The 22,674-nt window shown below is 70.7% G+C and carries 27 protein-coding genes; 8 read left to right on the top strand and 19 right to left on the bottom strand.

What is annotated here, in order from left to right:
* Window positions 1–180: 180 nt before the first annotated feature.
* From AC0HS0_RS07720 to AC0HS0_RS07710, 3 genes are read left to right on the top strand one after another with little or no spacing between them, the layout of a single operon-like run.
* The gene (locus tag AC0HS0_RS07720; protein ID WP_055922271.1) at window positions 181–462 is read left to right on the top strand and encodes a flagellar FlbD family protein; all 282 of its coding nucleotides are present in this window, start codon (window positions 181–183) and stop codon (window positions 460–462) included.
* 14 nt (window positions 463–476) lie between these two features.
* The gene (locus tag AC0HS0_RS07715) at window positions 477–1,283 is read left to right on the top strand and encodes a motility protein A (RefSeq protein ID WP_472962916.1); all 807 of its coding nucleotides are present in this window, start codon (window positions 477–479) and stop codon (window positions 1,281–1,283) included.
* Window position 1,284: 1 nt separating this feature from the next.
* Window positions 1,285–2,106 carry a flagellar motor protein MotB gene (locus AC0HS0_RS07710; RefSeq protein WP_472962914.1) on the top strand — a complete coding sequence of 274 codons (822 nt, stop codon included), beginning with the start codon at window positions 1,285–1,287 and terminating at the stop codon, window positions 2,104–2,106.
* Between the two features lie 15 nt (window positions 2,107–2,121).
* Here AC0HS0_RS07710 and AC0HS0_RS07705 read toward each other — a convergent pair whose 3' ends face one another.
* The 18 genes from AC0HS0_RS07705 to AC0HS0_RS07620 form a co-directional block, all read right to left on the bottom strand.
* Window positions 2,122–2,871 carry an ABC transporter permease gene (locus tag AC0HS0_RS07705; RefSeq protein ID WP_472962912.1) on the bottom strand — a complete coding sequence of 250 codons (750 nt, stop codon included), beginning with the start codon at window positions 2,869–2,871 and terminating at the stop codon, window positions 2,122–2,124.
* Window positions 2,872–2,919: 48 nt separating this feature from the next.
* Window positions 2,920–4,095 carry a flagellar hook protein FlgE gene (locus AC0HS0_RS07700; protein WP_472962911.1) on the bottom strand — a complete coding sequence of 392 codons (1,176 nt, stop codon included), beginning with the start codon at window positions 4,093–4,095 and terminating at the stop codon, window positions 2,920–2,922.
* Window positions 4,096–4,133: 38 nt separating this feature from the next.
* A complete protein-coding gene (locus AC0HS0_RS07695; RefSeq protein WP_472962910.1) occupies window positions 4,134–4,571 on the bottom strand; it encodes a flagellar hook capping FlgD N-terminal domain-containing protein in 438 nt (145 codons plus the stop codon).
* 19 nt (window positions 4,572–4,590) lie between these two features.
* Window positions 4,591–5,715 carry a flagellar hook-length control protein FliK gene (locus AC0HS0_RS07690; protein WP_472962909.1) on the bottom strand — a complete coding sequence of 375 codons (1,125 nt, stop codon included), beginning with the start codon at window positions 5,713–5,715 and terminating at the stop codon, window positions 4,591–4,593.
* A gap of 395 nt (window positions 5,716–6,110) precedes the next feature.
* Window positions 6,111–6,809, bottom strand: a complete 699-nt coding sequence (locus tag AC0HS0_RS07685) for a C40 family peptidase (protein WP_472962907.1) — start codon at window positions 6,807–6,809, stop codon at window positions 6,111–6,113.
* Window positions 6,806–7,255 (bottom strand): hypothetical protein, encoded by a 450-nt coding sequence (locus AC0HS0_RS07680; protein ID WP_472962905.1) that lies wholly within the window; start codon window positions 7,253–7,255, stop codon window positions 6,806–6,808. Before AC0HS0_RS07680 ends, AC0HS0_RS07685 begins: the two co-directional genes overlap by 4 nt.
* Complete coding sequence (locus AC0HS0_RS07675) at window positions 7,255–8,583, bottom strand: FliI/YscN family ATPase (RefSeq protein WP_472962904.1); 1,329 nt, start codon at window positions 8,581–8,583, stop codon at window positions 7,255–7,257. Before AC0HS0_RS07675 ends, AC0HS0_RS07680 begins: the two co-directional genes overlap by 1 nt.
* A complete protein-coding gene (locus AC0HS0_RS07670; RefSeq protein WP_472962903.1) occupies window positions 8,580–9,218 on the bottom strand; it encodes a FliH/SctL family protein in 639 nt (212 codons plus the stop codon). Before AC0HS0_RS07670 ends, AC0HS0_RS07675 begins: the two co-directional genes overlap by 4 nt.
* Complete coding sequence (fliG, locus tag AC0HS0_RS07665; RefSeq protein ID WP_472962901.1) at window positions 9,208–10,227, bottom strand: flagellar motor switch protein FliG; 1,020 nt, start codon at window positions 10,225–10,227, stop codon at window positions 9,208–9,210. Before fliG ends, AC0HS0_RS07670 begins: the two co-directional genes overlap by 11 nt.
* The gene (fliF, locus tag AC0HS0_RS07660) at window positions 10,224–11,825 is read right to left on the bottom strand and encodes a flagellar basal-body MS-ring/collar protein FliF (RefSeq protein ID WP_472962900.1); all 1,602 of its coding nucleotides are present in this window, start codon (window positions 11,823–11,825) and stop codon (window positions 10,224–10,226) included. The genes fliG and fliF overlap by 4 nt, the downstream gene beginning before the upstream one ends.
* Complete coding sequence (fliE, locus tag AC0HS0_RS07655) at window positions 11,825–12,139, bottom strand: flagellar hook-basal body complex protein FliE (RefSeq protein WP_472962899.1); 315 nt, start codon at window positions 12,137–12,139, stop codon at window positions 11,825–11,827. Before fliE ends, fliF begins: the two co-directional genes overlap by 1 nt.
* Window positions 12,139–12,531, bottom strand: coding sequence for a flagellar basal body rod protein FlgC (locus AC0HS0_RS07650; RefSeq protein WP_472962897.1), 393 nt, complete (start codon window positions 12,529–12,531; stop codon window positions 12,139–12,141). Before AC0HS0_RS07650 ends, fliE begins: the two co-directional genes overlap by 1 nt.
* Window positions 12,532–12,569: 38 nt before the next feature.
* Window positions 12,570–12,911 carry a flagellar basal body rod protein FlgB gene (gene flgB / locus AC0HS0_RS07645; protein ID WP_472962896.1) on the bottom strand — a complete coding sequence of 114 codons (342 nt, stop codon included), beginning with the start codon at window positions 12,909–12,911 and terminating at the stop codon, window positions 12,570–12,572.
* Between the two features lie 510 nt (window positions 12,912–13,421).
* Window positions 13,422–13,715 (bottom strand): hypothetical protein, encoded by a 294-nt coding sequence (locus tag AC0HS0_RS07640; protein ID WP_472962895.1) that lies wholly within the window; start codon window positions 13,713–13,715, stop codon window positions 13,422–13,424.
* Window positions 13,696–14,163: a flagellar export chaperone FliS gene (gene fliS, locus AC0HS0_RS07635; RefSeq protein WP_472962893.1), complete on the bottom strand. Its 468-nt coding sequence runs from the start codon at window positions 14,161–14,163 to the stop codon at window positions 13,696–13,698. Before fliS ends, AC0HS0_RS07640 begins: the two co-directional genes overlap by 20 nt.
* The gene (gene fliD, locus AC0HS0_RS07630; protein ID WP_472962892.1) at window positions 14,160–15,563 is read right to left on the bottom strand and encodes a flagellar filament capping protein FliD; all 1,404 of its coding nucleotides are present in this window, start codon (window positions 15,561–15,563) and stop codon (window positions 14,160–14,162) included. The genes fliS and fliD overlap by 4 nt, the downstream gene beginning before the upstream one ends.
* 119 nt (window positions 15,564–15,682) lie before the next feature.
* Window positions 15,683–16,516 (bottom strand): flagellin N-terminal helical domain-containing protein, encoded by an 834-nt coding sequence (locus tag AC0HS0_RS07625; RefSeq protein WP_472962890.1) that lies wholly within the window; start codon window positions 16,514–16,516, stop codon window positions 15,683–15,685.
* Window positions 16,517–16,611: 95 nt separating this feature from the next.
* Window positions 16,612–17,421, bottom strand: coding sequence for a sigma-70 family RNA polymerase sigma factor (locus tag AC0HS0_RS07620; RefSeq protein ID WP_472962889.1), 810 nt, complete (start codon window positions 17,419–17,421; stop codon window positions 16,612–16,614).
* 382 nt (window positions 17,422–17,803) lie between these two features.
* On the opposite strand from AC0HS0_RS07620, the gene flgN reads away from it, so the two are divergent.
* From flgN to AC0HS0_RS07600, 4 genes are read left to right on the top strand one after another with little or no spacing between them, the layout of a single operon-like run.
* The gene (flgN, locus tag AC0HS0_RS07615; protein ID WP_472962888.1) at window positions 17,804–18,298 is read left to right on the top strand and encodes a flagellar export chaperone FlgN; all 495 of its coding nucleotides are present in this window, start codon (window positions 17,804–17,806) and stop codon (window positions 18,296–18,298) included.
* Window positions 18,298–19,722, top strand: coding sequence for a flagellar hook-associated protein FlgK (flgK, locus tag AC0HS0_RS07610; RefSeq protein WP_472962887.1), 1,425 nt, complete (start codon window positions 18,298–18,300; stop codon window positions 19,720–19,722). The genes flgN and flgK overlap by 1 nt, the downstream gene beginning before the upstream one ends.
* 2 nt (window positions 19,723–19,724) lie before the next feature.
* Window positions 19,725–20,609 (top strand): flagellar hook-associated protein FlgL, encoded by an 885-nt coding sequence (flgL, locus tag AC0HS0_RS07605; RefSeq protein ID WP_472962885.1) that lies wholly within the window; start codon window positions 19,725–19,727, stop codon window positions 20,607–20,609.
* Window positions 20,606–20,989 carry a flagellar assembly protein FliW gene (locus tag AC0HS0_RS07600; RefSeq protein ID WP_472962883.1) on the top strand — a complete coding sequence of 128 codons (384 nt, stop codon included), beginning with the start codon at window positions 20,606–20,608 and terminating at the stop codon, window positions 20,987–20,989. The genes flgL and AC0HS0_RS07600 overlap by 4 nt, the downstream gene beginning before the upstream one ends.
* Window positions 20,990–20,998: 9 nt before the next feature.
* Here AC0HS0_RS07600 and AC0HS0_RS07595 read toward each other — a convergent pair whose 3' ends face one another.
* A complete protein-coding gene (locus AC0HS0_RS07595) occupies window positions 20,999–22,270 on the bottom strand; it encodes a serine hydrolase domain-containing protein (RefSeq protein WP_472962882.1) in 1,272 nt (423 codons plus the stop codon).
* Window positions 22,271–22,442: 172 nt separating this feature from the next.
* On the opposite strand from AC0HS0_RS07595, the gene AC0HS0_RS07590 reads away from it, so the two are divergent.
* On the top strand, window positions 22,443–22,674 hold a 232-nt coding region (locus tag AC0HS0_RS07590; protein ID WP_472962881.1), incomplete at its 3' end, for a DUF4383 domain-containing protein.

Below are 22,674 nucleotides of genomic sequence, written 5' to 3'. Positions count from 1 at the left end.
TCGTACACCGGCAGCTCGGATGCGGGAGCCTGCAAGGTGGTCACGAGAGCGACTATCGGCGGGCGAAGCCGATCCGTTAGCGGGAACCGGCGAACGCCCGGTCCCCCTAACGACCGACCGGAGGCCGCCGATAGTGCCCCTGTGACGGCTCACCCGGAGCCGAGACCAGGATTCGCAGCCATGATCGTCGTCACCCGATTGAACGACAGCCAGTTTGCGGTCAACCCCGACCTCATCGAGCGCATCCACGCGAGTCCTGACACGACCCTCGTGATGGTGGACGGCGCCAAGTTCATCGTCACCGAGTCGATGGCGGAGGTCATCGAGAAGATCGCGGCCTATCGCGCCAGGGTGATCGCGCTCGCGCACGACCTCCCGGCCTCCGGCCCCCGCCCCGTCCCGGCGCCTGTTCCCGACCAGGCGACCGCCCCCGCGGTTCCGTTGCGGGCCAGGAAGAAGTAACGAGGAGACACACCATGGATCCGGCAACGATCATCGGGATCGTCATTGCCTTCGCCTCCGTCGTGGCGATGGTCACGATCGAGGGCGCCCACCTGACGTCGTTGGTGCTCCCCGCGCCGATGATCCTGGTGTTCGGCGCGACTATCTCGGTCGGCATCGCCTCGGGCACGCTGAAGGACTTCTTCACCGCGGTGAAGGCGCTCCCGCGCGCGTTCCGCGGCAAGATCGAGCCTCCGTCGAAGGTCATCGACCAGGTCGTCGGTCTCGCCGAGAAGGCTCGCGCCAACGGCCTCCTCGCCATGGAGCAGGAGGCCGACGGCGTCGACGACCCGTTCCTCAAGCGCGCCCTGCAGAACATCGCCGACGGCACCGACGGCGACGAGCTGCGGATCCTGCTCGAGGACGAGATCGCCACGCGCTCGAAGTCCGACCGCGTCGCGGCGAAGTTCTTCTCCACGCTCGGCGGCTACGCCCCCACCATCGGCATCATCGGCACCGTCGTGTCGCTCACCCACGTGCTCGAGAACCTCTCCAAGCCGGCCGAGCTCGGCCCGATGATCGCGAGCGCCTTCGTGGCGACGCTGTGGGGCCTGCTCTCCGCCAACTTCCTCTGGCTGCCGATCGGCAACCGTCTGCGCCGGCTGTCCGACCTGGACGTCGACCGGATGACGCTGCTGATGGAGGGCGTGCTCGCCGTGCAGGCGGGCAGCCAGCCGCGCCTCCTCGGAGAGCGCCTGCGCGCGATGGTTCCCGGCGGCGAGTCCGCCAAGCCGGCCAAGGGGCCGAAGGCCGTTCCCGCGCCGGAGAAGGAAGCCGCCTGACGTGGCCGCCCGTCGACGCAAGCACGAGCCGGAGGAGGAGCACGAGAACGAAGAGCGCTGGATGGCCTCCTACATGGACATGGTCACCGTGCTCATGTGCATGTTCATCGTGCTGTTCGCCATGTCGACGGTGGACGCCAAGAAGTTCGAACAGCTCAAGAACTCGCTCGCGACCGGCTTCGGGCAGGTGAAGACCGAGAAGGTCGACACCGCGGAGGGCGTGGTGGTGCCTCCGGCCCACGTCAAGGACAACGGCAGCACGACCGACTTCGCGCTGGCGAAGCAGGAGGCGCAGAACCTCGAGAAGCTGAAGGACCGCATCCAGGCGAGCCTGACCCGCGACGGCCTCCAGGATGCGGTGCAGATGAAGATCGACGCGCGCGGCCTCACGATCGGGCTGGTGGGCAGCTCGACCTTCTTCGAGTCGAACAAGGCCGAGCTGAGCGGCACCGCCGTCAAGGTGCTCGACGACATCGGTCCGGTGCTGGCGCCGGAGCAATACCAGGTCTCCATCGAGGGCCACGCCGACTTCCGGCAGCCCGGCGCTCCCTACCCGACGAACTGGGAGTTGTCGGCAGGCCGCGCGACCAGCGTGCTGCGCCGCCTGGTGGAGGCCGACGGATTCCCCGCCGACCGCATCGCGGCCGTGTCGTACGGCTCGGCGCGCCCGCTGGCGAATACGGCGGCCAACACCGACCAGGACCTCGCCCTCAACCGGCGCGTCGACGTCGTGGTGCTCTCGAACCAGCCCGAGCGCATCCGCGCACTCATCCCGCAGGCGCTGCAGGACACGACGGCGCCGGCGCCCTCCGCCTCGGGGTGACGCAGGGGCCGCACCTCACCTCAACCGCGCAGGCCGCACTTTCACCGGGGCGAGCCAGGTCGCCACGATGACCGCGGTGATCGAGCCTGCGCACATGATCGCCGCGAGCACGACGACCTGGAAGCGGCCGGCCTCCAGCGGTGAGACACCGCCGAAGATGGCGCCGACGAACGCGCCGGGCAGCGTCACGAGTCCGGTGGTCTTCGTCTGGTCGACCGACGGGATGAGTGCGGCATAGACCGCTCCGCGGGCCCGCTCGAGCGTGGACTGCCGCGGCGTCGCGCCCAGCGCGAGCCAGCCCTCCACCTCGTCCCAGTGGTCGTCGACCGCCTCGGTGAACCGGCGGCCGGCGAGGGTGGCGATGCTCATCGAGTTGCCGATCACGATGCCGCCGATGGCGAGCGCGTAGCGGGCGGTGAAGTCGATCGCCCCCGTCGCGAAGACGATGGTGAAGGTGATGACCACGCCCGTCGCCATCCCGACGGCCATCATCGTCCCGTGGTCGAGCGACCAGCCGATCCGGTGGGTCGCCGTGGCGGCGGCGACGCTGAACATGATCAGGAGGGCGAGCGCCACCCACACGGGACTGGTGATGACCCCGGAGAGCACCAGGCTGATCACCGCGAGCTGGGCGGCTCCGCGCAGGATGGCGAGCAGCGGCGCCCAACGGTGCGGCGCCCGGTAGACGCCGAGGACCGCCGTCGCCAGCAGCGCGAGAAGCGCGACCCCGAGCAGGGTGGGCGCGAGCTCGCGAACAATGGGCACCTCGCGAGCCTACGCGGGCGAGGCCCCTGAACGTCGAAGCAGCGCGCGTCAGCGCTTGAGGTTGGTGAGCTCCTGCAGCACCTCGTCGGAGGTGGTGATGATGCGAGCGTTGGCCTGGAAGCCGCGCTGGGCGACGATCAGGTTGGTGAACTCCTGCGAGAGGTCGACGTTCGACATCTCGAGGGAGCCGCTCTGCAGGGTGCCGAGACCAGCCTCGCCGGGGCCGCCCAGTTCCGCCGCGCCGGAGTTGACCGTAGCGCGGTAGGTCGAGCCTCCGGCCTTCTCGAGGCCTCCCGGGTTGACGAACGTGGCGAGAGCGATCCGGCCGACAGCCTGCTTGTCGCCGTTCGAGAACAGGCCGATGATCGTGCCGTCCTTCGAGAGCGAGAACGACTGCAGGGTGCCGGAGGCGCTGCCGTTCTGGTTCTTGAACGCCACCGTGGTGATTCCGGCGTAGCCGGTGACCGTGGAGAGGTCGACCGTGACACCGCCGACGGCGAGGGTCCCGCCGCCCGTGAGCTTGCCGCTCGCGTCGAACGTGAGGGCGCCGTTCGCGGTCGCGCCGTTCCCGTCGGTGCCCGCGACATTCCAGCCCGCCGGGGTCTTCGTGAAGGTCAACGTGAGCTTGCGGGAGGTGCCGGTGCCGTCGTAGACGTCGACATCGCGCACGAGCTGGTCGCCGAGCACGGCGTCGGAGGGCAGGTTGCCGTTGATCGTGCCGGCCGTCGTGGCTGTCGCCGGGGTGACGGCGTTGAGCGGGATGGTCACGTCGCCGAGCGCACCGCCCTGCTGGATCACGCCGTTGACCGCGTTCCAGCCCTGCAGGATCGCACCGCCCGGGCCGACCAGCCGGCCGAGGGCGTCGGGGTCGAACGAGCCGGCTCGGGTGTAGACGGTCTCGCCGCCGACCTTGGTGACGAAGAAGCCGTCGCCGTTGATCATCATGTCGGTGGGGCGGCCGGTCGCCTGAGCGGCGCCCTGCGTGAAGTTGGTGGAGATGCCGGCCACGAGCACGCCGAGGCCGATCTGCGCCGGGTTGGTGCCGCCGTTCTGGGCTCCCGGGCCCGTGGCGCCCTGGACGAGCTGCGAGAGCGTGTCCTGGAACTGCACGGCCGAGCCCTTGAAGGCGGTGGTGTTGACGTTGGCGATGTTGTTGCCGGTCACGTCGAGCATGGTCTGGTGCGAGCGGAGGCCGGAGATTCCGGAGTAGAGCGAGCGGAGCATGATGCTGCCTTTCTGCGAGAAGTTTCTGGGAGAAGTCGTCAAGCGGTCGCGGTCGGAGTGACCACGCCGAGGATGGAGTCGAGGTTGATCTGCTGGTCGCCGACGGTGACCACCGGCACGGCGCCGGCGTACGAGACGGACGACGCGGTGCCGGTCTTCGTGTCGCCGTTCTTGTCGAGGTAGCTGACCGTGTGCCCGATCAGCGCGGCAGCGGAGGTGCGCATCTGCAGCGCGAAGCTCTCCTGGTTGGTGGAGTCCATGCTGGTGAGCTTCTCCATCATGGCCAGCTGCGTCGTCTGCGAGATCATCTGGTTGGTGTCCATGGGCGAGCTCGGATCCTGGTTGCGCAGCTGCGTGACGAGCAGCTGCATGAAGGCCTCGCTGTCGAGGGACTGCTTCGGCGTGCGCGTCGGCGCCGTCGTATAGATGCCGCCGGTGGAGGCGGTGTCGGTTCCGGTGATGGGGTCGACGGCCACGGGGGCTCCTTTCGGTGTCTTAGACGATGAGGTCGATCGAGTAGGTGGTGCCGTCGGCGGCGGGGTGCGGGAGGCGGTCGCCGCCGCGATCGGCGTCGCCGCGGTACGGCCGCGACCGGTCGTCGGCGGAGGGCCGGCCGTCGAAGGGCCGGCCGTCGGAACCGGCGCGCCCCTCCCCCTGCTGGCCGGCGGTTCGACCGTCGGCCGCAGCCTGCTGCTGCGGCGACGGCTGGTTCTGCGACGAGAGGTCGAGGGTTCCAGTGAGGCCCGTGCCGCCGAAGTCGCGGCGGAGGTCGGGCAGGATCGCGCGCAGCGCGTCGCGGCCGGCGTCGGTCGGGGCGAACAGCTCGACCCGCACGCCGTCGACGCCGACGTGGGCCCGGACGGTGACCGGCCCGAGGTTGTCCGGCGTCACGTGCACGGTCATCACATGCTCGCCGCGGCCTGCTGCCGCCAGGGTGAACACCGGTCGAGCGAGCTGGGCGCCGAGCGGCTGCGGCTGCGGCTGCGGCTGCGGCTGCGGCTGCGGAGCGGTGGCCGCAGCGGGAGCGGCACTGACCGTCGCGACTGCGACCGGCGCGGGCGCTGCGGGGGCGGTCGCCGCAATCCCCGGGAGAGCGTCACCGATCGTCGCGGCGCGGTTCTGCAACTCGACGGTCGGCGCGGCGGCGACGACGGGCCGCGATGTCGCCGGCGCGTCGACCACACCGGTGGGCGCTGAGGGGGTCGGAGTGACAGGGATGTCCTGCTGGGAGGCGCGAGCGCCCCTCGGCGTCGGCGCGCTCGGAACAGTGCCGGCCGCCTCCGTCGAGGTCGCAGCAGCCGCGGAGGCGCTGTCTGACGTCTCGAAGAGACCCGTCGTGCCGGACGCAGGCGGGGCGGGTGCGAGCACCTGCGGTGCCCGAGTCGCCACCGACGGGCGCGCCGGAGCCTGTGCGACCTGCGACTGCGTGGCGAGCGCCTGCGGCAGCCCCGCCTCGGCGGCGGAAGCAGGCGCGAGCGCGGAGCCGTTCGGATCGACGGAGACGCTCTGACCAGCCGGTGTCGACGCGGGTGCGGCCTGAACGGCCGCGGGCTGCTGGTCTCCGGCCGCGGATGCCGGCGGAGCTGCGGCAACCGGAATTCCGACGGCGGCCGCGCTCACCGTCCGCACGCAAGAGGTGACCACGTCGACTGCTGGCCCAGCGGTCGAACCGGCAGTCTGTGCTTCTCGCGCGACCGGCGTCGTAGGGCCAGTGACCAGCGTCGGCAGTACTGCTCCGGAGGTCGCGAGAGTCGCAGCCGTTCCCACAGCAGGCGCGGTCGACGGCGTCTCGCCGGGCACGGCGGGCTGTGCATCGTTCGTGGTGTCGGCGTGCTTCCCCGAGGTCCGCGCGGGCATCGACGCTTCCCGCCGGCCCGCGTCCGCGTGAGCGTCCGCCGCCCCGGCCAGGAACGCGCCGAACGCGTCGGCGGCGCCCGCGCGGTTCGCCTGTCCACTTCCCACCGCCGCCGCGGCGCGCGACGGCGCGGGGGCAGGTGCGGCCACCGTCCCGGGTGTCACAGCGAGCCTCCCTGCATCGCAGAGGCGAGCAGCGACCGCAGCACGTCGGCCTGTGTCGTCGAGCTCGACGAGCCGGCACCGGCCAGCCCGGCCAGCCCGGCCGGCCCGGCCGGCCCGGCCGCCCCGGCCGTCGCCTGAGGCACGATGCGCCGGATGGTCACGATGTCCGAGTCGTCCATCCAGTTGTTCACGAGGCTGACGTTGCGGCCCTCGCTCGGCGCGTGGATCACCTTGCCGTCGCCGGCGTAGATCACGATGTGCTCTCCGCCGTTGGTCACGATGAGGTCGCCGGGCTGTGCCTGCGCGAGCGACGGCACCTCCGTGCCCATCTTCGCCTGGCCCGAGACCAGCCGCGGCAGGTCGATCCCGAGGTCCTTGTAGACGCGCTGCACCAGGCCGGAGCAGTCGATGCCCGACGAGCTCGTTCCTCCGAAGACGTACGGCACGCCGAGGTACTTCTTGGCGTCGGCGACGACGTCGGCACCCGTGACGCCTCCCGTCGAGCCGGTCGTCGCGCCGACGCCGGAGGTCCCGAGGGCGCCGGCGAGCGCGTCGGCGAAGCTCGTCGACGACGTCGACGACGTGGCCGACGTCGACGGGGTCGCCGAGACGCCGGCTCCCGTCGTGATCTGGTCGAGCTGCGCGATCGTCGCCTGGATCTGGGAGATCCGCCCGATCGCATCGGTGACCGTCATGCCTCGTGCCTTCCTTCGTCCTGGTCGGAGCGGCCGCGGAGCCACGCGCCGGTCGCGATCTCGTCGATGGCCGCCTGCTCGGCTCCGAGCTCGCCCGCGACGACCTCCGCGTGGTGCCGCGCTTCGAGCTTCTCCAGGCCGACGGCGCGGATCTTCGCCGCGGTGAACGCCTGCTGCGCCTCCTCGGCCTCCGTCTCGGCCGCTTCGGCGTACGCGGCCAGGTCGGCGAGCATGCTGCGGCTGGAGGCGCGGGCCGCGGCCAGTGCGAACATCGTGCTCGCATCGGTCGCCTCCGCCGGCACCGCGTGCAGCGCGGCGATCGCGCGCACCTGGCGGTCCTGCACGTCGCGTCGCAGCGCGTTCGCGGCGGCGAGGTCGCTCGCCGCGTGGTCTTTCTCGATCTGCCGCAGCCGCAGCAGTCCGGCGAGCGGGAACGTCCGTGCCATCACACCACCCCTGTCCCGGCGGCGGGCATGGCCGCCACCAGCTCGTTCAGTCGTGCCCAGCCGTCCGCGAACGCGGAAGGTTCGCCGATCCCCTGCCGGAGGAACCGGTTGATCGCGTCCTCGTTGGCGACGGCGGCGTCCACGCGCGGGTTCGTCCCCGGCTTGTACGCGCCGACATCGAGGAGGTCCTGCGCCGCGACCTTGGCGGCCAGGATGCTGCGCAGGGCCGTCGCCGCCGCCCGCTGCTCCGGGGCGGTGACCCGGGTGGCGAGGCGCGAGATCGAGCCGAGCACGTCCACCGAGGGGAAGTGCCCGACCACGGACAGCCTCCGGTCGAGCACGACGTGGCCGTCGAGGATGCTGCGCGCGGCGTCGGCGATGGGCTCGTTGTGGTCGTCGCCGTCGACGAGCACGGTGTAGAGGCCGGTGATCGAGCCGGTCTCACCGGTCCCGGCGCGCTCGAGCAGCTGCGCGAGCAGCGAGAAGGTCGACGGCGGGTAGCCGCGGGTGGCGGGAGGCTCGCCGGCCGAGAGGCCGATCTCGCGCTGCGCCATCGCCACGCGGGTCAGCGAGTCCATCATGAGCACGACATCGCGCCCCTGGTCGCGGAACGACTCGGCGATCCGGGTCGCCGCGAACGCCGCGCGCAGGCGCATGACCGCCGGCTCGTCGGAGGTCGCCACCACCACGACCGACCGCGCCAGCCCGGCCGGGCCGAGGTCGTCCTCGAGGAACTCGCGGACCTCACGGCCGCGCTCCCCCACCAGCGCGATCACCGACACGGTCGCATCCGTTCCGCGCGCGATCATCGACAGCAGCGACGACTTTCCGACGCCCGAGCCGGCGAAGAGGCCGAGGCGCTGGCCGCGTCCCGCCGTCACGAGGGTGTCGAGCACGCGCACGCCGAGACCGAGCGGTGACTGGATGCGCGCGCGGCGCATCGCGTCGGGCGCGCGGTTGTCGAGGGCGACGAAGCCGTCCGGCGCGATCGGGCCGCGGCCGTCGACCGGACGCCCGAGAGCATCGATCACGCGGCCGAGCATCGCGTCCCCGGTGGGCACGAGCAGCGGGCTGCGCACGGCACGCACCGGCGCTCCCGCAGCGATGCCGGTGAGTCGTCCGTACGGCATCACCTTCGCGCCTGCGGAGGTTGTGGCCACGACTTCCGCGTGCACGCCCTCCCCTTCGCCGATCACCACGAGGTCGCCGATGGCCGCGCGCACGCCCTCGATCTCGGCGCCGAGTCCGACCACCGCGGTCACGCGACCGACGCGTTCCACCGCGGCGGCCTCCACTGCGGCGCCCCAGCTCGCCAGCGCGGCCGTCACGACAGCGCCTCCTGTGCCCGTTCGAGCGCGGCGCGGATACGCGCGTCCAGCCATCCGGTCGGGAGGCCGCCGATCGCGTCGCCCGGTGCGAGCGCGGGATCGGCCACCGCCGTGACGCCGTCGATCATCGGCGCGCCCGCGCCCGCGCCCTCGCCGGCGCTGTCGTGCCGCCCGGCTCCACGCAGCAGCGCCAGGTCCTCCGGGTTGAGGCGGACCACCGTCAGCTCCCCCGCCGGCGCCTCGGCGAACACCCGGGCGACGGCGGCCCGCGCGGCCGCGAGCCGGTCGCTCAGCACGGTGCCGACCACGGCCTCCGCCAGCTGGAACGACGCCGCGACCAACGTGTCCTCGACCTCGCCGAGCACCGGCATGGTGGCCTCGCGGAGCTCGACCGCCGCGATGCGCAGAGCGTGCGCGAGCACAGCGACCCGGCCGGCCGCCTCGTCCGCCTCCGCCGCGCGCGCCAACTCGGCCTCGGCCAGCCACGCGGCCTGCTCGGCAGCGGCCTCGCGCCGGCCGTCGGCGTAGCCGGAGGCGAAGCCACGCGCCCGGGCGGCGTCCGCCGCGGCGTGCTGGTCCTCCGTCTCCGCGAGCACGGGGACGGTCAGCGGCGCGAAGACGACGTCATTCGACATACGCGTCCTCGTCGCCGCGCTGCACCGTGATCACGCCCGTGGCCTCGAGGTCGCGGATGGCGCGGACGATCGACGCGCGCGCGTCCTCCACCTGCGACAGGCGCACGGGGCCGAGGATGCGGATCTCGTCCTCGAGGATCTCCCGGTTGCGCTCCGACAGGTTCTGCGTGATGACGTCGGTGACCGCCTCGGTCGCACCCTTCGTGGCGACGGCGAGCACGGCCGCGTCGACACCGCGCAGCACCTGCTGCACGTCGCGCGGGTCGAGGCGCACGATGTCGTCGAACGTGAGCATCCGCGAGCGGACCTCCTCGGCGAGCGCGGGGTCGCGCTGTTCGAGCGCCTCCAGCAGGGCCTTCTCGGTCGCCGCGTCGGCCCGGTTGATGATGTCGACGAGCGGCTGCACTCCCCCGACCGAGTCGGACGACGTGCGGGCGGAGACCACGGCGCTCGCGCGCTGCTTGAGCGTGTCCGCGACCACCCGCACGGCGTCCGGGCTCGGCGAGCCCATGGTCGCGATCGCGTGGGCGACCTCGGTGCGCGCGTCGTCGTCGAGACCGGCAAGCACGCGGGAGGCGTGATCGGCGCGCAGGTGGGCGAGCACCAGGGCGCTGGTCTGCGGCAGCTCCCCCGCCAGCAGCATCTGCACCTGGCCGGGCTCCACCGCGTCGAGGAACTCGAACTGCTTGCCCGCCATCGACGAAGCCACCCGGTTGAGCACACCGGTGGCGCGCTCGGCGCCGAACGACGCCTCCAGCAGGCCGACGGCGATGTCGCGTCCGCCGCGGGTGCTGACGCCCCCGCGCGCCGTGAGGTCGTGGAATTCGCTCAGCGCCTTCTCGGCGACGGCGGGATCGACGCGGCGCAGGCGGAGGATCTCCGCGGTGATCTCGTCGGCCTCCTCGTCGGAGAACTGCTTCATCACCTGGGCGGCGCGCTGCTGATCCATGTTCATCAGCACGACGGCGACCTTCTGGGCGCCGGTCAACGCTGTCTTGGTGTCGTTCATACGCCTGCCCTGTCCTCCATGAGACTGCGAAGGAACTCGGCGGTCTTCTGCGGGTCGCGCTCGGCGAGCGACTCGATCTCCTGCCGGCGGCGCTCGGCCTCGAGCTCCGGGCCGGTCGGGTCGGGCACCGGGTCGAGCTGCATCGGGATCGTCGGCGGCGCCGACTCGAGCGCGATCGGGAAGGCTGCGGCCTCGAGCGCGACGGTGTCCGCGCGCTCGGCCTCCAGCTCGGCGTTCTCGGCCGCACGCTTGCGGCCGCGACGGAACAGCGCGAAGGCGATGATCGCGGCGGCTACGATAGCGGCGCCGATGATGGAGGTGCGGATGATGCCCGTGAGCTGGTCGGCCGCGGCGGCGTCCTTAGCCTCCTGGATCGCCTTGGCCGCCTCGGTCGCGCCCGCCTTGCTGAACGGCACCAGCTGCACGCTGACCGAGTCGCCGCGCGTGGTGTCGATGCCGGCCGCCGCGTTGACCATGCTCCGCAGCTCGCCGGCGCTCACGTTGGTGACGGCGTCGGAGTTCACCGCGACCGACACGGTCTGGCGGTTGATCGCGCCGGCTGGGATCGTGCGCTGCTCGGTGACCTTGTCGACCGCGTTGTCCTTGGTGCTGGACTCCGAGTTGAAGGTGCCGTTGCCGTCGGCGCCGTTCGGCACCGCGATGTTGTCGGGGCCGAGCACCCCGGCGGCCGAGTTGCCTCCGCTGCCGGTGTAGGTCTCCTTCTGGGTCGTCTCACTCAGCGACGGGGCGTTGGTCGGCGACGTGTACGACTCCTCGGTGCGCTGCGCGGACTCCGTGCTGACATCGGCTGCGACGGCGACCGTGGCGTTGCCCGCGCCGACGACCTTGTCGAGCATGTCCTGCACGGCCGACTTGACGCGGGCCTCGTAGTCGTTGGCCTGCTTGTCCGCTCCCCCGGTCGCACCGGCGCCCACCGTGCTCAGCACGTTGCCGTTCGCGTCGACGACCGCGACGTCGGTGGGCTGCATGCCCGTGACGGCCGCGCTGGTCAGGTGCACGATCGCCTGCACCTGGTCGGCGGTGAGCGTGACGCCGGCCTGGGTCTCGACGAAGACGGAGGCGGTCGGGTCCTTCTTCTCGGAGACGAACACCGTGTCCTCCGGGATCGCCAGCCGCACAGACGCCGTCTTGACGCCCTTCATGGCCGAAATCGTGTTCGCGAGCTCGCCCTCCATCGCCCGCTTGTAGGTGACCGACTGCTGGAACTCGGAGGACGTCACACCCATCTTGTCGAGCAGCGAGTAGCCGTTCGTCGTGGAGGTCGGCAGGCCGGCGGAGGCCGCCTTGAGCCGCTCGTCGTACACCTTCTGCTGGGGCACCATGATGGTGCCTCCCCCGTCGGTGAGCTGGTACGGGACGCCGTCGGTGCGCAGCTGGTCGACGATCGCCGACGCGTCGGCGGCTTGGAGGCCCGAGAACAGCGGCGTGTACGACGGCTGCGATGCCCACATCGCGAGGCCGGCGGCTCCCAGGCCGATCACGGCCACGCCGATCACGGCGATGACCCGCTGGGCCACGCTGAAGCCGCGGATCGTGTCGCCGAGCCGGCGGAAGAAGCTCGTCACCTGCTGGGGCATCAGGCCTGCATCCTCATGATCTCGTTGAAGGCGTCGACGGCCTTGTTGCGCACCCCGGCGACGAGCTCGAGGGTGACCTGAGCGCGTGTGGAGGCGAGGGTGGCCTGGTGGATGTCGTCGAGGTTGCCCGTGACCGCCTGGACGGCCAGCGTGTCGCTCGTGCTCTGCAGCTGCTGGAGGTTGTCGACGGCGCCGCTCAGAGCCGTGCTGAACGAGCCGCCGCCCGTGCCGGTGGTGGAGTTCGCGGCGGTCGCGCCGGTGGTGCCGGTGGCCGCGCCGATCGAGCTGATCGCGCCGATGGCGTCGATGGGCATCAGTTCCTCCCGATCTGCAGGGCGGCCTGGTAGGTCTCCTTGGCGCGGTCGACGACCGCGGCGTTGGCCTGGTAGCCGCGCTGGGCCATGATGAGCGACCCCATCTGCGATGACAGGTCGATGTCGGGGTAGCGCACGTAGCCCTTCGCGTCGGCGACGGGGTTGTCGGGCTCGTAGACCATCCGGCCCTCCGCGCTGCCGTACGCGGTGCCGGCGACGTAGGCGCCGGAGACGCCCTCCCCTTCTTGGGCGACGATGTAGCGCGCTTGGAACGCCGCGCCGTTCGTGGGCTTCGCCGTGTTGATGTTGGCGAGGTTGTCCGAGATCGCGTCGAGCCACTTGCGGTGCAGGGTCAGTCCCGTGCCCGCGATGCCGATGGCGTCGAATGTCATCGTGAGTCCTTTCGGTCGTCGAGGAAGGTCTGCGCTGCTCAGCTGGTCTTCAGTGCGGCGCGGACGAGCGAGAACTCGTTGCCTGCCGCCTGGGACGCGAATTGGAAGCGGAGCACCGTGTCGACGTTGGAGAGCGTCTCGGTGTCGAGGTTGACGTTGTTGCCATCCAGGCGGGTGGGCTCGAGCGAGCGCGCCGTCGTCGAGGCGGCGTGGCCGTCCCCGCGCGCGACGGACGCGGCGAGGGCGTCTTCGAACGACACGCGCTCCGCCGTGTAGCCCGGCGTGTTGACGTTGGCGATGTTGTTGGCGATCGCGCGCTGGCGCGCCGAGAGCCCGTCGAGGGCGCTCGAGAGGGCGGCACTTGTCACGGATTCGAGCACGCTGCACTCCATCGGTGGTCGAGGGGGTGGCCTGTCCGTGGCCCGTCGTCGAGCGATCCGTGCTCGTAGGCCTCTATCGACCGCGGTGGAGGATGCGTTAGCAAGGCGGTCCGTGCCCAGTTCGTGGGTCATTCCGGCGGGTGAACGGCAGGGTTCGCGCGGGTGACGGACTCTCCGTGCGGGTTGTGGATGACTCGTTTATCAGGCACTGAAATCACAGACCTATCCACAGCCGATTTCCGGGTGTGAATTACACCGTTGTGGTTTAGAACAAAGCTTCGATTCGGCGATGAATCGAAGAAAAGTGCTGGTCAGGGGACATTACAACTCACTGTGAATTCTGAGATTCCACACAACCCGCGCGTGTCCTCCACACGTTATCCGCATCCATCCACGACTTTTCCCCATAGTTATCCACAGGTGGAGAAACTGGGGAGGATCGTCGAAGGTGGACACGCCGGTACACCCCCGTCCGTTGAACGCGTGATGAACGCGTCGACACGCCCGGGCTCAGCCGATCAGATCGAAGTACACCGGATGCGGCCCGATTTCGGCACGCGGCACCGAGTTCACCGCGGCGAGGTGCCGGGCGGTGGTCTGACGCACGTCCTCCAGGTAGCGGATCGTGTGCAGCTGGGCCTCGAGCAGTCGCGCCGCACGCTCCTGCAATTCCTCGGGGATGGGACCGAGTCCCGCCGGGGGACGCCAGGGGATCGGGTCCACTTTGGCGAGCGCACCGTGGAGTTCGCGCTCCATGCGCTCCAGGGCCTCCGACCAGGGGTGCTCAGGCGACGCCGAGATCACGTCCGGCTTCCGGGTCGGCGCCGGCAGGCGAGCCGTAGGGGGAGCGCGGGAGCGCCGAAGCAGCAGGCAGACTGTCGGCCGCCTCGTGCCAGGCCTGGCGCAGCGGCTCGACGAGCTCGATGGCCTCGCGCACCTTCGACGCGTCGTGCTCGACGGTGCCTGCGACGATCAGGTCGGCGAGGTAGCCGTACAGCTGCAGCAGGCCTTCGGCGCCGTCCCAGAGGTCGACCTTGAGGCTCGAGGCGAGCTCGGCGACGATCTGGTCGGCGTGCCGGAGGTTCTCCCATGCGGTCGGCCAGTTCTGCGCGTGCAGGGCCTCCTCGGCGCGGGTCAGATCGAGCGTGAGCCGGTCGTAGAGCATCGTCACCAGTCGCGCGGGGCTGGCCGAGAGCACGCTGTCCCTGTTGTAGGTGGACAGCTTGGCCGCGGCGGAGTTCAGAAGCGTCATGAGCTGCTCCCGGAGGAGAGGGAAGCGAGCTGGCCGGTCAGCCATGACGACTGCGACTGGAGCTGCTGCAGCTGGACTTCGAGATTCGCATAGGTCTTTTGGAGGGTCGCTTTACGGTCGGCCAGTCGCGTGTCCCAGTCGGAGATCTGGTCGTTGAGGCTCTTGACCGTCGACTGCTCGCCCTGGATCTTCGTGGTGATCGTGCCGGTGTACTTGTCGCTGGCGACGTTCGCCGCGTCGGAGACACGCTGGGAGATGGTCGCCAGCGCCGACTTGACGGCGTCCGGGTTCTTCGCGATCGCCGTTGCGAAGACTGTCTTGTCGAATGTGACCTGGCCGTCGCTCGTGATGCTGATGCCGTAGGTGCTGGGGGAGACACCGTTGATCGGGGCGATGACCGCGTCGATCAGCTTCTGGTTCGCGTCCCGCACCGTCGAGTCGCCCGTGAAGGCGCCGGCCGTGACTGTGGTGCCGCCCGCGGCGTCCGTCCCCGTCGTGACCGCCTGCTTCTGCGAGATGAAGGTGAAGATGTCGTTCAGGCTCGTCACCAGTGAGTTCGCGGCGTTCGAGATGCTGGTGTCGTCGCGCGAGACCGTGAGGGTGACCGGAGTCGCGGAGGCTGTGGAAACGGTGACCGTCACGCCGGGCAGGACGCTGTCGAACGTGTTGGTCGCGCTCGTCACACTCTGCGCGGCGGCGGACCCGGCCCAGAGCGTGACCTGCGCGTCCTGAGCCTGACGCACCTGCGCGGCGCCCGGGTCGTTCAGGAGGTTCGTCGCCGTCCCGGCCGTCACCTCGGCCGGCGTCCCGCGGTACGCGGTGAAGGCCCCGGCCGCACCCGTCTGGGTCGAACTGAGCTGGAGGCGGTAGAGCTTCGCACCGGTCGTGGGATCGAGGCCCGCGGCGACCTGGGTGGCGCTGACGCCCACACCCGCCTTGTTGATGGCCGCGGCCACGTCGGCGAGCGACGCGCTGGACGCGGTGACCTGCGTGGTCGTGCCGTCGGCGGCGACGAAGGTCAACGTGGGCGGCTGGTCGGGCCACTGCGTGAGCGGCCCGGTGACCGTGACCTGCGACTGCGCGAGGCGGTCCACGGTGAAGTCGATGGTGCCGTCCACCGCGCCCGGTCCGGCGGTGGCGGTGACGGAGGTGGAGGCGACGCCGCCCGAACTGACCGACGCGGTGTGGAGGTCGGTGCCCGACGGCTTGGCGAGAGCCCCCGCGGAGGTGGCGAGCGACGCGATCTTGGTGTTCAGCGTCTGCATCGCCGTGATGTAGGTCGTGGAGTCGGTGACCTTGTTCTTGAGCAGCGTCTGCGGAACCGCCTCCGCCTGCATGAGCTGGTTGATCAGCGATGTGGTGTCGAGTCCGCTGATCAGACCGTCGACGGCCATTCCCATGTGCTGCTCTCCCTCCTACGGCCGTGCTGCGGGTGGTTCTGGTGGTGCTGGTGGAACGGCGGCCGGGATGCCCTTTGGGGATGGCATCCCGGCCGCCGGGTCTGAAGCGACCTCCCTTATTAGCGGAGGAGCTGCAGAACGCCCTGGCCGGACTGGTTGGCCTGGGCCAGCATCGCGGTGCCCGCCTGCGACAGGATGTTCGAGCGGGTGTACTTCACCATCTCGGACGCCATGTCGGTGTCGGTGATGCGCGAGTTCGCAGCGGACAGGTTCTCCTGGGAGACGTTGAGGCTGCGGATGGTGCTCTCGAAGCGGTTCTGGACCGCACCGAGGGTGGCGCGAGCGGTCGACACGTTCTTGATCTGCGTGTCGAGCGCGTTGATCGACGTCAGCGCGTTCGCAGCGCTGTCGAAGGTGAGAGTGCCGACCGCCGTGGCGACGGTCGCGACGTTGGCACCCGAGAGGTCGACCGCGATCTGGTCGTTCGCGGCCACACCGCCGGCGCCCACCTGGAAGGTCAGCGTCGCGTTGGAGCCGTCGAGCAGCTTGATCCCGTTGAAGTTCGCGCTGCCCGAGATGCGGGTGAGCTCACTCGTGAGCTGCGTGACCTCGGTCTGGATCGCGGTGCGCGAGTCGGCGTTGTTCGAGTCGTTGCCGGCCTGGACCGCGAGGTCGCGGACGCGCTGCAGGATCGAGTGGACCTCGGTCAGCTGACCTTCAGCGGTCTGCACGACGCTGATGCCGTCCTGAGCGTTGCGGGACGCGACGGTCAGACCGCCGACCTGCGACTTCAGGCCCTCGGAGATCGCGAGGCCTGCCGCGTCGTCCGCCGCACGGTTGATGCGGAGGCCGCTGGACAGCTTCTCGAGCGACTTCGAGAGGTCGCTCTGAGTGTTGTTCAGGTTGCGGTAGGCGTTGAGCGCCGAGATGTTGGTGTTGATCTGCATACCCATGATGTTTCCTCCATGACTGGGCTTCGGTTCGCGGTCCGTCCATGTCCCGCACTGAGACCTATCGGCCGGAGGTCACCGGCCGTTAGGGACGATCTTCAGGAGGCGCGCGCCGTGCTGGGGGAGGGCACGTGCGGGTGGAGGTGCGCGACCGCGTGCTGCGCCAGCCGAGCCAGGTAGGCGCTGCGCCGCGCCTGCGAGGTCTTCGCCTCGATCACCTCCGGGTCGCCCTCGTCGGCGTAGTGCGTGGCCATGCCCTCGCGCATGAGCCGGATGGCCTCCGACCGTTGCTGCGACACCGCGGAATGGGTGATGCCGAGTTCTTCGGCGATCTCGGTGACCGTGCGGTCGTCGAAGTAGATCGCCTCCACGATGGAGCGCATGCGGTCGGGGAGGGCGGCCACAGCGGCGCGCACGTAGGCGGTCCGCTCGCCGACGAGCAGCGTCTCCTCCGGGCCGGCGGCCTCTGAGACGAGCACCGACTCGACCGTCTCGTCGAGCGCAGTGACCGAGCGCGCCGCATCGGCCAGTCCGGCCGCAGCCGTCTGGCGGTCGACGCCGAGCGCTGCTGCGATCTCGTCGATGCCGGGCGTGCGGCCGAGCGCCGCCGAGAGGCTCTCCTGAACCGCCAGCGTCTCCTTGATCCGCTTGCGGGCAGAGCGCGTCGCCCAGTCGCTCGCGCGCAGCTCGTCGGCCAGCGCGCCGACGATGCGGGTGCGGGCGTAGGCGCCGAAAGGCACGCCGGTCGTCGCGTCGTAGGCGTCGGCCGCGGTCACCAGGGCGACGGCGCCGGCGGAGGCGAGGTCGTCGCGCGACAGGTGCGTCGCGCGGGAGCACAGGTCGGAGACCAGGTACCCCACCAGTGGCAGGTTCTCGACGACGAGCGTGTTTCGTTCTGTGCGGTTCACGCTGGGCGACCCCTCTTCATCGGACGGGTACCACGGATCATCCCGGTCGGGGTGGGATGGTGCGGGTACTCGGGCGGTGCTCGGATGTTCGGGCTTACTCGGGTGCCGAACTGACGGTGCTAGGGGTCTTCGTGTTCACGGTAACAATGCGGATACTCCCGGGTCCCGAACCCGATGCCCCCACTACGGGGCAGCCCCTACCCCCAGTACGGGGAATACTGTGCGGTCACCCCGATCCGGTACGGCCTGAGCGATTTCATAGGGCCCTCCGCCTAACATCGGGGCGACCGGTGCCGATGGTCCCCCATGAGGCGGACACCCGTTCCGCCACGGACCGAGGGATTCAGTGCGCACAACGACTCACGAGGACGTCAGGAGCGACATGGCCGCGAGCGAACTCTCCGCTCAGCCCTGGAAGGAGCGCGAGCTGCTGGAGCTGCTGCTGTTCAAGCTGGAGGAGGAGCAGCTGCTGCTCATCGCCGGCAAGTCGCGCTGGATCTCGCACGCGACCCGCGAGGTCGAGCAGGTGATGGAGCGCATGCGCGACGCGGCGCTCGCCCGCACTGTCGAGGTCTCCGTCGTCGCCGAGCAGTGGGGGCTCTCCCCGGAGGCGACCCTCCGTGAGCTCGCCGCCGGCGCTCCCGATGGCATCTGGTCCGACATCTTCGCGTCGCACCTGACGGCCATGACCGAGCTCACCGGTCAGATCGCCGACGTGCGCGACACCAACGAGCGACTGCTGCGGGAGGCCGCCCGCTCCACACAGGAGACCCTGAACGGCCTGTCGGGCTCGGGCCCGGACGCCGGCGTCTACGGTGCTGCGGGGGAGAGCCGCTCGGGCGACGCCGGTGGGCGCCTCTTCGACACGGAGGCCTGATGAGCACGTTCAGCGGACTCAACACCGCGTACACCGGTCTGGTGGCGGCGAAGGCCGGCCTCGACGTGGTGGGCCAGAACCTGGTCAACGCGAACACGGCCGGGTATACGCGTCAGCGGGTCACGACCTCCGGAGTGCCCGCACTCGACGCCGCCGGCCTCTTCACCGGCGGCGTGCGCCCCGGCCAGGGAGTGAACGTCGACGGCGTGCAGCGGCTCGACGATGCGGCCCTGGACGCCCGGGTGCGCAGCACGACGGCGCTCTCCGGCTACTCGTCGGTGCGCGCGAAGGCGCTGACCTCGCTCGAGGACTCGCTGAACGAACCGGGCACGAACGGGCTCTCGTCGCAGCTGCAGAAGTTCTGGTCGGCCTGGAGCGACGTCGCCAACCAGGCGGGCGACCTGGCTCCGGCCGGTGTGCTGCTCGGCCAGGCCGGCAGCCTGGTGACCCAGATCGCCGCCGGCTACCGCTCGGTCGACGACCAGTGGACCGCCCTGCGCCAGAACGCGGGCGGGATGGTGGACGATCTCAACCAGGCCGCGGCCGACGTCGCCGACCTGAACGGTCGCATCCGGCAGGCCGTGGCCTCCGGCGCCTCACCGAACGAGCTCATGGACCGACGCGACGTGCTGACAGCCCAGATCGCGAACCTCGCCGGGGGAGTGGTGCGACCGAACACCGACGGCACCGTGGACGTACTGGTCGGTGGCAACGCGCTGGTCAGCGGCACGACGGCGAACGCTGTGCAGCTCGCCGGCGCCCAGCGCATGGCGGACGCCGGCGGCAGCCCGGTGCAGCTCGAGTGGGCGCACCGTCCGGGCTCCGCGATCGCGCTGGAGGGCGGCCAGATCGCGGGAGCGGTCTCCTCCCTCGCGCCCGCCGACGCCACCGGCACCGGTGGCGTGCTCGCCGAGGCGGCCGCGAGCTACAACGCCTTCGCGGTGACGCTCGCACAGCGGGTCAACGCGGTGCACAGCACCGGCTCGACCCCGACGGGCGCGACCGGACTCGACTTCTTCGCCATCGACGCCTCCCGGCCGGCAGCGCTCGGGCTCTCGGTAGTCCCGACGTCGGTCTCGGGGATCGCGACCGGCACGCCGGGTGCCGGCGGCGCCGACGGCAGCATCGCCGACGCGATCTCGCAGCTCGGATCCGGCGCGAACGCCGTCGACAAGCAGTGGTCGGCGTTCGTCGTGCGCGTCGGCGTCGCGAGCAAGACCGAGCAGCAGCAGTCGGACCTCGCGGATCTCGCGTCGTCCTCCGCGAGCAGCGCGCAGCTCGCCAACTCCTCCGTCGACCTCGACGAGGAGAACATGAGCATGCTCACGTTCCAGCACGCGTACCAGGGCGCCGCCCGGGTGATGACGGCGGTGGACGAGACGCTCGACGTGCTCATCAATCACACCGGACTGGTCGGGAGGTAATCGTGTTCACCCGCGTCACCAACGCAACGCAGACGGCGAACGCCCAGCGCAACCTGCAGCTCAGCCTGCAGCGTCAGGCCAAGCTCTACGATCAGGCGACGAGCCAGAAGCAGCTCACCCGCCCGAGCGACGACCCGACGGCCACGGCGAGCGCGCTGGACGTGCGCTCCAGCCAGGCCGCCACCACGCAGTATCAGCGCAACGCCGACAACGGCGACGGCTGGCTGACCACCGCCGACTCGACGCTCACCAGCGTGGAGGCGCTGATGCGGCGCTTCCGCGACCTCACGGTCCAGGGCGCGAACGACGGCTCCCTCTCGCCCGAGGCGAAGGAGTCGACCGCCACCGAGCTCGAGGGCATCAAGAAGAGCCTCCTCTCGCTGGCGAACACCACGTACCAGGGCCGGACCGTCTTCGCGGGCAACTCGGACGCCGGCGTCGCCTTCCAGCCCGACTACTCGTTCACCGGGACCGCGGCCAGTACAGTGGAGCGCAGGATCGGAGCCGACGCCACCGTGCGCGTCGATGCCGACGGAGCCGCCGCGTTCGGAACCGGCGCCTCGTCGGTGTTCGCGCTCATCGACAACGCTGTGAGCGACCTTCGCTCGGGTGTCAACGTGGGGCCGCGGCTGACGGAGATCGACGACAGGATGAAGGCGATCGTGGGAGAGCACGCGGAGATCGGCGGACGCCAGACGCGCCTCGACAAAGCCAAGGACGCCCTGGCCTCCGGCTCGATCTCGCTCGAGTCCCAGCGCGCCGGCCTGGAGGACGTGGACCTGAGCAAGGTCCTCCTCGACCTCAAGACGCAGGACGTGAACTACCAGACGGCCATCGCCGTGACCGCCCGGGTCCTCCAGCCGACGCTGATGGACTTCCTCCGATGAGCGCCGTGCGGTTCGTCGTCCCTCCGCCCGGGCTGGAGCCTCTGGCGGACTTCGAGCTGGCCGCCGTCGCGGGCGCCGACGGCCTGTACTCGCTGTCGTCGCTCGAGCGGCCGGAGGTACGGCTCTTCACGATCGACGCCGAGGTGCACCTGCCGGGCTACTCGCCGGAGCTCCCGGACGACCGCGCGGCCGAACTGGGCATCACGGCGGCGGAGCAGGCGATGCTGCTGGCCGTGGTCACCCCGTCGCGCGAGGGCAGCACCGTGAACCTTCTCGCCCCGATCGTCGTCAACCGCGCGGACGGCGCGGCCCTCCAGCTCGTGCTGGACGACGACGCCCTGCCGGTGCGCGCCGAGCTCGCCGCCCTCGCGGGGGCCTGAGCCCGGAGCTCACTTGGCCGGGGGAGTGGGGCAGGGAGACGCCGCCTTCATGGCCGCGACGGCCTGATCCTCCGACCAGGGGAGTGAGGCGACCGGCTTGGCGCCCTTCTGCACCGCGGGCACCTTGGACACGATCGAGGCGAGACGCTGGGCGAGCGCCTGGGCGAATCCCGCTCCCGGCGTCGAGTTGTTGACGGCGGCGACGACGGTGAGCCCGGACGACGGGTCGGCGTACATCGCCGTGAGGTAGCCGGGGATGGCCGCCGCACCACCGCGCAGCGGCCCGACGGACTGCACGCCGAGGCCGTAGCCCAGCCAGGATGCGCCCGCGACCACGGTCTTCTGCTGGGCGTCCGCCGACCTGCTGCTGAGCAGGGAGCCGCTCGCCAGCGCTTGCGCGAACACTTTGAGATCGGGCACGTTCGACACCACCCCCGCCGAGGTCCAGCCCATCGACGGCGACAGGGCGGCGATCTCGTGCACCTGGGCGCAGACGGGTGCGCCCGCGGCGTCGAGCGCGGCGGCATAGCCCGCAGGATGCGCTCCCGGCACGGTCAGGACGCTGTTGTCGGGAAGCGTCGACGCCGACATCCCGAGCCGCGAGAACACATGGCTGTCGTACAGCTGCTGCCAGTTGCGGTTGCTGGCGTTCTGCAGCGCCATTCCCACGAGTACCGCGTTGGTCTGCGACGACGCGTACTTCTCGCCCGGGGTTCCGCTGCGCGCCGTGGCGATGCCGTCGCTCGCGAGTTCGAGCGGCGGCCAGTACCTGGTCGGGTTCGCGAGGAACTCCCCGCGCAGCTGGGCGGCGTAATCGCCGATCCCCGAGGTGTTCTGGCAGAGCTCGCGCAGCGTCACCCCGCCGACCCCGACCAGTCCCGGCAGCCATCTGGACACGGTGTCGTCGAGCTGGACGGTGCCGTCATCGACCAGCTCGAGGAGGACGGTGCAGGTCATCGACGTCGTGAGCTGTCCGACCCGGAACGTCATCGACGGTGTGACGGGCGTCGAGCCGCCGCGGGTCGTCGTGCCGATCGCGGCCGTCCAGCTGCCCGCCCAGGGCGCCCACACGCCCACGATGCCGGCCGACCCTCCCGCCTGGGCGATCGCGTCGGTCACGGCCGCTTTGAGCCGTGCATTCACGTCGGACGTGAACCCGCCCGGCTGCTGCGGAGGAAAGCCCGTGTCGGACGCGGAGGTCGCGCATCCGGCGAGCGCGAACGCCAGCAGTGCAGAGGTCGCCGCGAATACGAACCGGCGGAGGCGGGATCCTCGCTGCATGACATCCCCCGATGTTCGTGGCCTGGCCCGCCGCGGGACCCGTGCAGAGATTGTAGCCCGCGCCGGGGCATCGTCGGCGAGCCCGGCTGCGTGTCCAATCCGATCCGGCGGCCGCACCGAATCCCCCACGAGGCGCGCAGGCCGCGCGCCGTCTTCCAAGGAGGAACGACACATGCGCACATCACCGAATCGTCTGGTCGCGACCATCTTCGGCGCGGTCTATCTGCTCGTCGGCCTGCTCGGCTTCGCCTTCACCGGCGGCGTCGGGTTCGTGGCCACGAAGGGCGGCCTGCTCCTCGGCATCTTCGAGGTCAACCCGCTCCACAACGTCGCCCACCTGCTGATCGGCGCGGCGCTGCTCATCGCCGGCCTCACCAGGGCCGCCGCGGCGAAGGCGGTCAACC

This window comes from Leifsonia sp. PARNA 1/14 (genome assembly GCF_055720965.1).
This window is presented reverse-complemented; position numbering and strand designations above follow the sequence as displayed.